Source organism: Inquilinus sp. OTU3971 (genome assembly GCF_038440215.1).
In genome coordinates this window covers 48155-59959 of the sequence record NZ_JASATH010000001.1, presented here as the reverse complement: position 1 = coordinate 59959, position 11805 = coordinate 48155, and the positions used below count along the sequence as shown (strand labels likewise).

Below are 11805 nucleotides of genomic sequence, written 5' to 3'. Positions count from 1 at the left end.
GCTCCTGCCACCGCCGACAGCAGCTGTCCTTTGGTTTTGCCTGACGCATTTTTTAGGCTATGGCACCTGTCGTACCGACACCAAGAGGCATCCTTGCCACCGGCACGAGCTCGGATGAAAATTCCCCCTCGATCCGGCTGTTGTGGTTCGAGGCGGAAGCGACGCCGATCCGGGCGCGCCGCCACGGTCCGCGGGGCGAGATGCCGGCCGCCAGGCGGCCGGCATCTCCGAAGGTGCGCGGGTGAGCGTCACTTGTCTTGGCGCCGAGCCGCGCCAGTCGCCATGACGAGCGCACCGAGAGCCGCCGCGGCCAGCGGAACGAGGAGAGCCGCTCGGATCGCCTCCAGACGGGCGTCCGGAGCGACGTCCGCCCCGAGGATGACGGCGCTGATGGCACTCACCGCCGAGAGTCCGAGGGCGGCGCCAAATTGGAAGGCGGTGTTGACCAGACCGCTGGCCAGCCCCTGCTCATCTTCGGCGACCCCGTCGGTGGCGGCGATGGTGAGAGGGCCGTAGGCAAGCGAAAACGCAAATCCGAGCAGAAGCATAGTCGGAAACATCGTCGCGTAGGTCCAGTCGAGGCTGAGCCGCAGAAACAGGCCGTAGCCGACTGCCGCGAAGACGAGGCCTCCCAGGATGACGCGAGCGTTGCCGAACCTCGCCACAAGCCATGGGGTGACCGTCGGCGCCAGAATGGAGTCGATGCCGATGGCCAACAGCGCAGCCCCGGTCTGCAGCGGCGTCCACCTCAGAAGTTCCTGCAAATAGATCGTGGCGAGAAACTGAAAGCCGAAGAACGAGCCGGCGAAGAGGAGCGTGACCAGATTGGCGCGGATCAGCGCTGCCGACCGGAAGATGCCGAGCCGGACCAGGGGCGAACGCGTGCCGTGTTCGATGATGACGAACAGGATCCACAGTGCGGCGCTCACCGCAAAGGCAATGAGGGCGGCGTCGAGATCTTCCGCAGCACGTTCCAGGCGCGTGACGCCAAAGGCGGCGGCAAGCATCGCCCCGCACATGGTGATCGCACCGAGGAAATCGAACTTCGGGCGCCCCTCGGTGGAGGCCGTATCGACGATCAGCCGCGGCGCGAGAGCCAGGAGGATGGCCGAGAGGATGACCGGCGCGAAAAAGACCCAGCGCCAGCTGATGGCGGTGAGCAGGCCGCTGGCGACCAGCCCGAGCGAGAACCCGGCTGCCGCCGTGCCCGCATAGATGAGGACGGCCTTGTTGCGCTGGGGCCCCTCCGGGAAGTTGGTCGTGATGAGCGACAGCCCGGCCGGGGTCATGAACGATGCCGAGAGCCCAGTGACGAACCGGGCGACCAGCAGCATCCAGCCATTGGTCGCAAGACCGCCAAGGCCCGAGAAGACGATGAAGACGGTCAGCGATAGCAGGAAGATGCGCCGCCTGCCGAACAGGTCGGCGGCGCGTCCTCCGAGCAGCATGAAGCCGGCATAGCCGAGCACATAGGCACTGACGACGGCGCTCAGGGTCGTGGTGGACAGACCAAGCTCGGCCCGGATCGCCGGGAGGGCGACGTTCAGCATCGCCACGTCGATGCCCTCGAGAAAGATGGCGCCGCACAGCACGAGTAGCGCGCCTCGGGATCGTCCGCTGATCCGCTCGGTTCGGCTCTGCGCAGACTCTGGTTCCACGATGGTCGACATCGGCTCGACTCCTTGAAGGGTCTAGGGATCTGTTGCGCAACCGCGGGACGTCCGGCCATAGTCACTTCCAGGCCGGTCAGTTCCTTCTTGTTACTGCGCAAGACCTAAGGCGGAGTCCGCGACCATGAAAGAAGGCACTAAAAGGTTACAGACTGAGCGCTGCAGCACCGAAGGGAACTACCGGGTGCTGCAGTGGGACTCTCGCGAAGACTGCGAGGTGCGCCAGATCCTCGACCGTATTGCCGACAAGTGGTCGCTGCTGGTGATCGCGCTCCTGGAGCAGCGCACATACCGTTTTACCGAGCTGCAGCGAAACATCGAGGGCGTCAGCCAGCGCATGCTGACCACGACGCTCCGTCAGCTGGAGCGCGACGGGATCGTCCGGCGCACCGTCCACCCGGTTGTGCCTCCCAGGGTCGACTACGCGCTCACGCCGCTGGGGTCGACGCTGCACCAGACGGTCCAGGCCTTAGTCGCCTGGACCGAGGAGAATCAACGGGACATCATCGAAGCCCGCGCCAAGTACGACGCGAGTGAGAGCGAAACCAAGACGTGGGGATAGTGTCAGTTCCGTCCGGATTGAGGTTCGAGGCGTGATCGACCTGCACGTCGCCCTGAGATGATCGCGGATGATCCACCGATCCGATCTCCGACGACGGGAAGGACGAGGGCCGGCCGCAGTGCCGCCGCACGATGTCCGCAGCCGGGCTTCGGTCTGCTGCAGTCCGCACCATCAGAACGGACAGTGCGTCCAGCCATCGCGGTCGCGACTTCAGCATCGCGCACCCGGCTGGCAACGGGGGCTTGATCACTCGGCGGTCAACGGCGTGTCCGTGGCCTTGGCTGGGCCCAGCAGCTTCTCGAACTGCGGAAGGACACCGGTCAGCTCCCGTGCACCCTCAAGCGACATGATCTCATCGAGCCGCGCCGCAATGGCCTCCGGCGTCCGCTGATCCTCCGGGAGATAGATGCCTCGCGTTTCGAGGATCTTCACCACCGCGAAGCTGCCCGCTCCCGCACTCAGGATCGTCCGCGACGGTGCCGTATCGCCGACAAGGAACAACAGCCCAGGGGTTACGGCATGCGGGTCGAGCAGGGCGAGATCCGCATCCTTCAGGAGCCCCTGGGTCATCCGCGTGGCCGCAGCCGGCGCGAGCGCGTTCACCCGTATGCCGTGGCGTGCCCCCTCATGGTGCAGGACGTTCATGAAGCCGACCAGTCCCGCCTTCGCCGCCGCGTAGTTGGTCTGGCCGAAGTTGCCGTAGAGCCCCGAGGACGAGGTCGTCACGACCAGCCGTCCGTACTGCCGCTCGCGGAACACATCCCAGACCGCCCTCGTCGCGTTCGCGGCACCCAGGAGATGGACCTCAAGCACGGCGCGAAAATCATCGAGATCGAGCCGCGGGAACGTGCGATCGCGCAGCATGCCAGCGTTGTTGACCAGAATGTCGATGCGGTTCCAGGCGGCGAGCGCCGCCTCGCGCATCGCGAACATCTCGGCCGGGCTTCGAACGTCGGCGACGAAGCCGATCGCCTCGCCGCCGCCGGTCCGGATCTCCGCGACGACGGCCTCCACCCGCTGCGCCGCATCGGGTCCGCCGGCGTCGTTGACCACGACCCGCGCGCCGGCCGCCGCCAGGCCGAGCGCATGGGCGCGGCCGAGCCCCGAGCCCGAGCCTGTGACGATGGCGACGCGGTCGTCGAAGCGAAAGGTCATGGGTCTGTCCTCAAATCTGAACCGCAGCATGCCGTCCTAGCCTGCGGCGAGCAGGTCGGCGCCCTTCAGGGCCAGCATCTCGCGCGCCTCGTCGGGCGTGGCGATCTCCAGGCCCAGCCCCTCGACGATCCGCCGCGCCGTGACCACCTGCTCGGCGTTCGAGGCGGCGAGCCGCCCCGGCCCCGACCACAGGGAGTCCTCAAGCCCGACCCGGACGTGCCCCCCCATGGCCGCGGCCATGGCGGCGACCGGCATCTGATGTCGGCCGGCCCCCAGCGCCGACCACTGGTAGCTGCCGCCGAAGAGCCGGTCGGCCGTGCGCCGCATGTGATGGACGTCGTCGGGATGCGCGCCGATCCCGCCCAGGATCCCGAAGACCGTCTGGATGAAGAGCGGCGGACGGACCAGCCCGCGGTCCAGGACGTGGCCCAGATTGTAAAGATGGCTCGTGTCGTAGCACTCGAACTCGAAGCGCACGCCCGAGGGGCCGAGCGTCCGCAGCATGTGCTCGATGTCGGCGAAGCTGTTGCGGAAGACCGTGTCGCGCGTCGCCTCCAGCGCCCTTGGCTCCCAGTCGCGGTGGACGTCGCCCAGGCGCCGGAGCATGGGGAAGAGCCCGAAGTTCATTGATCCCATGTTCAGCGAGGCCACCTCGGGCCTGAAGCGTTCGGCCGGACGGATGCGATCCTCCACCGACATCCAGGGCGCGCCGCCCGTGGTCAGGTTCACGACCGCGTCGCTGCGCCGGCGGATGGCCTCCAGGATAGGTGCGAACAGATCGGGCGACTGGTCGGGCTGCCCCGTCTGTGGATCTCGCGCATGGAGGTGGACGATGGCCGCTCCCGCCTCGGCGGCGCCGATCGCCGCCTCGGCGATCTCCGACGCCGTCACGGGCAGCGCCGGCGACATCGACGGCGTGTGGATGCCGCCCGTGACGGCGCAGGTGATGATGACTTTGCGGCGCCTCGCCATGGCCGGCCCTCCGATCAGGCCGCCCCGGGCGGCCGAAATGCTGCGATGAGGTCCCCGGGGGCCAACCGCGGTGGCCAGCGAGCCGGGCCCCGATCCACGATGTCCCACGCCGTCGATGCATGCGCCGCGCAACCGGGATGCCCGTCCCTTCCAGGCCGCCACGCGCCCGCCTCCGGAACCGAGGGCGCCATCGTGGCGCCCGGGCCGCAGGCGCGGAGGGCCGAATCAGGACGCGTCATGCGTCACTGCCGCGGGACGCCCCCTTGCCTCTTCACGCGGCCTTGACCTCCGCGCTTTCGGGCGCCGCCGGCCCTCCTCCGGGAGATCGAGGCCCGCCGTCCGGCCGTCATGATCCCGAGACCCGGGCGCAGGGAGGCACGGGGGTCGGCCTCGCCGGCCGTCAGGCCGCCTCCCGGGCGCCGGACTGCAGATGCCGGCGCCAGTTGGAGTAGGGTTCCTGCAGGCCGGTCCGGGCGAGCTCGCGGGAGAACTCGTCGTCAGCAAACCGCGCCTTGGCGGCCTCGACGTCGATGCCGAGGATGCGGGCGTAGTTGCCCCCGAGGATCAGCGCCTTGTCCTCGTCGGTGATCTGAGGAATTCCCAGCGCATCCAACGTCCGCTGGCTGAACCGGAACCGGCGGATGCTCTCGATGATCGGCCGGGTGTGGGTGAGCATGGCCCCGTCCGCGTAGATGATCTTCGAGGCCCCGCCCCACTTCATGAACTGGCCCAACGCCGCCTCGAACAGGCCCGGCGCCCAGTTCACATGTGCCGACGTGACCTCGAGGTTGGCATAGACGTTCGGAAAGCGCGCCAGCATCATCGAGGTCTCCTCGGTGAACGCCATGCCGGCATGGGTGATCTCGAAGGACAGATCCGGGAAGGCGTCAGCCGCCAGGTCGATGTCGTCGACCCGGAACGGCGCGAGCGGAACGGGCCCGTAGGGCACGGCCTTGTGGATCGCGACCGTCCGGATCCCGCGCTTGGCAGCCATGTCGAAGATCGGGAACACCAGCCGCTCATCGTCCATGCGCCAGCTCCGGTGCGGATTCACCTGGGCCGGATAGAGTTTGAGCCCGACCGCCCCGCGCATCTCCTCAAGCTGCTCTTCGAGCTCACGAAGGCAGGCGTCCAGCCCCAGGGTCGGATCCAGGCCGACATAGCCCACGAATCTCTGCGGCCAGCGACGCACGGCCTCGAGGGTCTTCTCGCGCCGACAGAGGCCGTCCTTGAAGATCGAGTCCAGTCGCAAGGTGTGCGTCGCGGCCATGTCGCACCCGCTCTCAAGGAACAGGGTCCGGGCCAGGACCTCCACCGGCCAGTCGGTGCTCTGGGCTTCGGCGTCCAGGCCCACGCCCGGCTGCCAGTCGCGATGGATCGCGATCAAGCGCTCGCGCAGGTCGTTGCCGTAGTGGTCGGGGCTGACGTTCTCGTCGCTCAGATTGCAGGCGTGCGACACCGCGTTGAACACGAAGGTTCCGTCAATCATCGCCTCTCTCCAGTCGGGATTGTCGGGTCAGGCGGCGGCGTTCAGCCGGGGCGCGCGGCGGACCGCAGGATACCGGACCGCGACGCAGGCCTGCCGCATGATCACCCGGAACACCATCTCCACGAGCCGGCGAAGCATGGGCCCCTCGCCCTCGAACTCTGGATAGAACGAGGCCTGCCATTCGAGGCGCACGCCGCCCCCGGGCCGGCGCATGAAGTCGACCTGCGCGTTGTAGTCGATGAACGGCAGCCCGTCCAAGACGCAGTAGCGGATGCGCTTGTAGGGGATCACCTCGAGGATTTTCTCCCGCAGCACCCGCTTGTCGGACTGGCCGATGAAGCTCGCCGTGACGACCCGGATGGCGCCCGGACCGTGGCGATCCTCCTGGCCGTAGCACTCCATCTCCACTCGATCGGCGATCGTCCACGACTCCCAGGTCAAGGAATCCTTGACGAGGTCGAACACGGCTTCGAGCGGTGCGTCAGACTCCCAGCCCTGCTTGACCGTGACGAGCTTCTCGCCCCTTGCATCCACCGTCATCTTCACCTCCCTGGTTTGATCTTGGCAGCCGGGCCCGGATCAGGGCGCGGCCGGCGTGCGCCCAGCTTGCCGCCGGTGCTCGCCGGCCGCCCGTCTCGCGCCACGCCGTATCTTCGAGGCTCCGGCGGCAGAGGAAGACGCCGCCCCTTCGGACGGATCCGGCGAGGCCGCCGGACCCGGGACCGCTATGGATGAGGAAGCGCCGCCGGCGCCGCACTCATGGGATCCTCCCGATTCCTTTGATGTCCTTCCTTAACACTAAAGTGTTCCATATGGAACATATTTGCAAGAGAATTCCGGCCGCAATCACCTGCGTGCCCTCTCCCGGGCGGCCGACCCGGAAGAGGACGGCTCCGCCGGCCCGGCGCGGAGCCTCAGGGGAAGGCCCCGGTCGGAGAGCGGCCACGGCCGTCCGGACCGGAGGCGCCCAGAGCGGCGGGCGATCCGCTCGGGCCCGGCGGCCTCCGGGACGCTTCCCGCCACCGAAGCGGCCCAGCCTCCCAACGGCCCGAGGCTCAGCGCAGCGCCGGAAAGCCGTCGGCCTTGTACTGCTGCAGCAGAGCGCGGGCCCAGGCGAGATCGTCGGTCTCGGCCGCGCGCCTGGCCGCCGCCAGATCGATCCCGTAAACGCGGGCCGCGTTGAGACTGAGGATCTTCTCCTTCATCTCGGGAGTAAGGGGGCTGTAGCCGTAGGTCTCGCACATCCAGTCCGGGATCTGGAAAACCCGGAACGCGTCGACGATCGGCTGAGCCGCGCCGTACCAGCAGCTGTCGGTGCCCCAGATGACGTTGTCCTCGCCGAAATAGGCGATCAGCTTGCCCAGCACATGGGCGGCCTCCACCGGTCGGCGGATCAGCGAGAACCACGTCGTGCCGAGCTCTGGGTAGATGTTCCCGCCCTTGCCGATTCCGGCCTCGCGCGCCGACTGGATGAGCCGGTTGACGCCCAGCCCTGCCGTCTCGTCGGTAAACGCCCCTTCGGCCGGCGCGCCGTGCAGCGGCAGCTCGTAGCCCGAGTGGTAGACCACGAAGCGCATGTCGCGGAATGCCCTGGCCGCGGGGCCGATGTCCCGCGGCGAGCCGTTGTCGACCATCAGGCTGATGCCCTTATGGGCGCAGACCAGCGGCACCCCGAGATTGCGCGCCCGCTCGAGGAACGGCAGCCCGAAGCGCTCGTCGTCCAGCATCCAGCCATGCTCGAAGCCGTCGGCGCCAAGGCGGCCCGGCGTGTAGACCTTCCAGCCCACCGGATTGCACCGCTCGCGCCACTCGGCCATGGCTTCGATTTCTTCCGGCACGTCGGCGTGCACCACCGTGTGGTTGAGGAGCCGCCCGGTGCCGGCGAAGCGGTCCACAAGCTCACGCGTCGCCAGCATCTCCTCGTTGAAAAGCGGACGGGTGTCGTCCAGCCCGGGGCCGGAGGTGAGGATGGCGACCGCGGTCTCGGTCTCGAGGAAGACGTTGCTGATGTATTCCGCTACGGTGAAGGCGACCAGGTCGTTGGTCTCGGTCCACCAGTCCGGCATGATCGCCTTGTACATGTCGACGACGATGTCGCGCGACACCGTCCGCGCGCAATGCGGGGCCATGAAATGCGTCTGGGCGTCGATGACGATCCCCCGTCCGCGAAACGCCTCGGCCGCCGTCGCATCATCGGCGACCGCATCCGGCGGGACCCGATAGAAGTCGACGCCCCATTCCTGGTTCAATGCGATCAGCCCCGCCGCGGTCGCCGCGCGCCCATGCAGGAGGTGCGGCCTCACCTTGATCCGCTCGGCGGACCCCTGGACCAGCTGGTCGGTGTGCGCCAGCACCCGCCGGTCCGACGGGGTGTAGGGCAATGGGTCGTATTCGTCGCTGCTCAGGCGATCGAGGAATGATGGCGGTTTCTCAGCCATGATCGTGGCCTCCGGTTCATGTGGGATTCTAGGAAGCGGGCATGTCCGCTCGGCTGATGTCGCGGCGTTGGAGCATTGAAGGCGCGGCTTCGCCGGGGATGAGCGCGACAGGCGCACAGCACCCGGCGGCGCAGCCGGATCGGTCCGGATCGAGGCTGGCCTTGAGGTGCCAAAGGGCGGAAGCCGGGCCGTAGGACAACCCCGACAGACAGCGCTGCGACCGCCGGAAGGAGGAGCACAGGACCGGCATCCGGTACGGCTCTGCTGCATCCGGCTGCGCTGAAGGCGGCAAACACCTGCGGCAAAGCAGCGGCCTTCATGGCGCGCGTTCCCCCCTTTCCTCAGGAGCAAGGCTCCCGGTCTATGGCCTGATGGCTCCGACCTCGCCTTGGCCCGCCTCAGGCGGAACCGCCGGTCGGAATTCGTCGCAGCCGCGATGGCCCGAGCAGGCGCTCCCGCTCACCGCAGCACGCCAAATAGTGTTCCATATGGAACACTTTTGCGCAAGGGCCATTTTCCCGCGCGGTGCGCCGTCTAGGGATCACGCCTGGCGGACGGGAGGAACAGGGCCCGTGCCGCCCGGGCTTCGGCCCTGATGAACCCGATGACCGACCGGACCCGCGGGCTGGCGGCGACGCTTTCCGCCGCAACGAGCCAGTAGCTCCGGCGCAGCACCACCTCGTCCGGCAGGACCGGCATCAGCCCCGGCCGGCGCGCCGCCACGAAGTCCGGCAGAACGCAAAGGCCGAACCCTGCGCACACCGCTTCCAGCTGCGCCTGGAGGCTGGAGTACTGAAGCCGGGGGCGCGGGCCGCCCAGTTCGCCCGCATAGTCGAGCGCGCGAATAAAGACGAGGTCATCGACGTAGCCGATGAAGGGATGAGCGCGCAGCTCCGAGGCGTCGATGATGCGAGCCACCCCCTTGAGGTAGTCCTGGTGGGCGTAGATGTGCAGGGTGTAGTCCGTGAGGTGCTCCCGCAGGTAACGGCCGGATGCGGGCGCGTGCAGGCTGACATCGATGTCCGCCTCCCGCCGCGACAGCGCGACGATCTGCTGGATGGTCAGGACGTCGACCCGCAGCTTCGGATGTTGTGCCGCGAAACGTGGGAGGCGGCCCGCCAGGAAGAAGCTCCCGAAACCCTCCAGGACGGTCACACGGACGACGCCGGCGAGGTCGCGCGCAGATGCGCCGAGCGTGCGTTCCGCCTCCCGGGCCTCGGCCTCGATGGCCTCCGCGTGCGCCAGCAGGCGCTCTCCGCCCTGGGTCAGATTGTACCCCCTCGGATTGCGCTCGAAGAGACGCGAGCCCAGGCCCTGCTCCAAGGCGTCGACCCGCCGGATCACGGTGGCGTGGTCGACACCCATGTGCCGGGCGGCGCTGGACACGGTGCCTGCGCGGGCAACCGCCAGGAAATGCCGCAGGTCATTCCAGTCGAACCGAGGCATCTGCACGTCTCCCGCATCTTCGCACAGCTTCGGTGCGGCGTTGCCTCTTGCCCGCGCCGCCCCCTTCGATCATCACGGGCGTACCGTCGCAGGGAGGAAGCATGACCGTTTCGATCCATCTGCCACGCATCCTGCGTATCGGGGCCGGCGCCTCGGCCGAGCTTGCCCAAACCCTCGCCACGCTCGGATTGTCGCGCCCCTTGATCGTCACCGACGGCTACCTTCTGCGAAGCGGGCGGGCCGAGAGGCTCGCGACCTCGCTCAAGAAGGCGGGGATCGCGTCACGGGTGTTCTCAGAGACCGTCCCGGAGCCGACCGTCGGCTGCGTCGAGGCAGCGCGCGATGTCCTGCTCGCGGGCGACCACGACTGCGTCGTCGGCTTCGGCGGCGGCAGCCCCATCGACAGCGCCAAGGCCATCGCCGTGCTCTCCAGGCATGGCGGGGAGATGTCCGACTACAGGACACCGTTCGTCCAGGACACCCCGGGCTTGCCGATCATCGCCGTGCCGACCACGGCGGGCACCGGGTCGGAGGCCACGCGCTTCACCGTGATCACGGACGATCTGCGCGGCGAGAAGATGCTGTGCGCCGGTCTTGCCTACCTGCCGATCGCCGCTCTCGTCGACTACGAACTCACGCTGACGATGCCCCCGCGCCTGACCGCCGACACCGGCCTCGATGCCCTGACCCACGGCATCGAGGCCTATGTGTCGCGGCGGGCCAACCCGTTCTCCGACACCTTCGCGCTTGCCGCCTTGCGCTCGATCGCGCCGTCGCTGCGGCGGGTGTGGGCCGATCCGATGGACCGAGAGGCCCGGGCCAGGATGATGCTGGGCGCGACCCAGGCCGGGATCGCCTTCTCCAACAGCTCGGTCGCCCTCGTGCACGGCATGAGCCGCCCGATCGGCGCGCATTTCCACGTGCCGCACGGCCTGTCGAACGCGATGCTGCTGCCGGTCATCACGACTTACTCCATGCCGGCGGCCGTGGGGCGCTACGCCGATTGCGCCCGCGCCATGGGCCTGGCGGACGGCGGCGATGGCGACGAGGCCGCCGCCGAGCGGCTCGTCGGCGAGCTCGCGCGCCTCAACGCGGACCTCGCCGTGCCCACCCCACGCACCTACGGCATCGACGAGCGCCGCTGGAACGAGCTCATCCCCCTGATGGCGGAGCAGGCACTGGCCTCCGGTTCGCCTGCCAACAATCCCGTCGTCCCCACCGCCGATGAGGTCGTCAGCCTCTACCGGCGAACCTGGAATGCGTGACGCCCAAGAGCTGGCGTCACACGTCTCCGCGGAATGGCCGACGCCGCGGCCGGCCGCCCGGTGCCCGTCGACGGCTCCGCCTGCCGGGCTGGGCGGCAGCCTCCCAGAGGTTCCCATCCGACGACCTGACCACGCTCTCGCGGTCGTCGATCGGAATTGGGGCCCAACGCCGGCGGCGCAACCGGCTGAGACGGGGCCTGCTCCTGACGAGGCTCCCGCCGCCCTATGCCGCCCTCTGGAGCCGCTCGGGCCGCTGGATGGCGGGGTGTTGCACCGCTAGACATGCCTGGCGGGTGATGATGCGCAGCGCGTTTTCAGTCAGCCGGCGCAAAATCGGCCCATCCTCGGGCGCCTCGGGGTAGAACGACGACGTCCACTCGATCCGCGTGCCCCCACCCTCGCGCGGGATGAAGTCGATCTCGCCCAGATGGGCGATCACCGGCACGCCGTCCAGCACCCGGTAGCAAATGCGCCGATTGGGGACCAGCTCCACGATCTCCTCGCGCAGGGTGAGCGGCACGGCCTGGCCGACGAAGTAAGCCGTCGCCACCCGGATCGCTCCGGGTCCGTGCGGATCCTCCGCGCCCAGCCGTTCCATTGTCACATAGTGCGCGAACGACCAGCCGCCCCAGGTCGTAGAGTCCCGGATCAGCTCGAACACCGCCTCGAGCGGTGCGTCGGTCTCGCGGATCTGGCGCACCGAGACCCGCTTTCCATCGTGCAGCTGATGACTCACAGCCCTGCCTCCTTCCATCTCTTTGCATGCGACCGGCACGGATCCGCAGCCGGCCACCGGGCCTCAGATGTT

10 protein-coding genes are annotated in these 11805 nt (G+C 68.4%); 2 read left to right on the top strand and 8 right to left on the bottom strand.

Annotated features, from left to right (window positions below; genetic code table 11):
• Positions 1 to 248 precede the first annotated feature (248 nt).
• Complete coding sequence (locus tag AAHM41_RS00265; protein WP_342234487.1) at positions 249 to 1670, bottom strand: MFS transporter; 1422 nt, start codon at positions 1668 to 1670, stop codon at positions 249 to 251.
• A 124-nt stretch (positions 1671 to 1794) separates the two neighbouring features.
• On the opposite strand from AAHM41_RS00265, the gene AAHM41_RS00260 reads away from it, so the two are divergent.
• Entirely contained in the window at positions 1795 to 2232 is a 438-nt protein-coding gene (locus AAHM41_RS00260; RefSeq protein ID WP_342234486.1) for a winged helix-turn-helix transcriptional regulator, read from the top strand.
• 246 nt (positions 2233 to 2478) lie between these two features.
• On the opposite strand, the gene AAHM41_RS00255 is transcribed toward AAHM41_RS00260, so the two are convergent.
• From AAHM41_RS00255 to AAHM41_RS00230, 6 genes are all read right to left on the bottom strand, one after another.
• The gene (locus AAHM41_RS00255; protein ID WP_342234485.1) at positions 2479 to 3387 is read right to left on the bottom strand and encodes an SDR family NAD(P)-dependent oxidoreductase; all 909 of its coding nucleotides are present in this window, start codon (positions 3385 to 3387) and stop codon (positions 2479 to 2481) included.
• Positions 3388 to 3423: 36 nt separating this feature from the next.
• Entirely contained in the window at positions 3424 to 4359 is a 936-nt protein-coding gene (locus AAHM41_RS00250; protein WP_342234484.1) for a 3-keto-5-aminohexanoate cleavage protein, read from the bottom strand.
• A 400-nt stretch (positions 4360 to 4759) separates the two neighbouring features.
• The gene (locus AAHM41_RS00245; protein WP_342234483.1) at positions 4760 to 5848 is read right to left on the bottom strand and encodes an amidohydrolase family protein; all 1089 of its coding nucleotides are present in this window, start codon (positions 5846 to 5848) and stop codon (positions 4760 to 4762) included.
• A 27-nt stretch (positions 5849 to 5875) separates the two neighbouring features.
• Positions 5876 to 6388, bottom strand: coding sequence for an SRPBCC family protein (locus AAHM41_RS00240; protein WP_342234482.1), 513 nt, complete (start codon positions 6386 to 6388; stop codon positions 5876 to 5878).
• A 515-nt stretch (positions 6389 to 6903) separates the two neighbouring features.
• Entirely contained in the window at positions 6904 to 8286 is a 1383-nt protein-coding gene (locus AAHM41_RS00235; protein WP_342234481.1) for an amidohydrolase family protein, read from the bottom strand.
• A gap of 534 nt (positions 8287 to 8820) precedes the next feature.
• Entirely contained in the window at positions 8821 to 9732 is a 912-nt protein-coding gene (locus AAHM41_RS00230) for a LysR family transcriptional regulator (RefSeq protein WP_342234480.1), read from the bottom strand.
• 101 nt (positions 9733 to 9833) lie between these two features.
• Between AAHM41_RS00230 and AAHM41_RS00225 the strand changes: the two genes are divergently transcribed.
• The gene (locus AAHM41_RS00225; protein WP_342234479.1) at positions 9834 to 10997 is read left to right on the top strand and encodes an iron-containing alcohol dehydrogenase; all 1164 of its coding nucleotides are present in this window, start codon (positions 9834 to 9836) and stop codon (positions 10995 to 10997) included.
• Positions 10998 to 11220: 223 nt separating this feature from the next.
• On the opposite strand, the gene AAHM41_RS00220 is transcribed toward AAHM41_RS00225, so the two are convergent.
• Positions 11221 to 11733 carry an SRPBCC family protein gene (locus tag AAHM41_RS00220; RefSeq protein WP_342234478.1) on the bottom strand — a complete coding sequence of 171 codons (513 nt, stop codon included), beginning with the start codon at positions 11731 to 11733 and terminating at the stop codon, positions 11221 to 11223.
• Positions 11734 to 11805 lie beyond the last annotated feature (72 nt).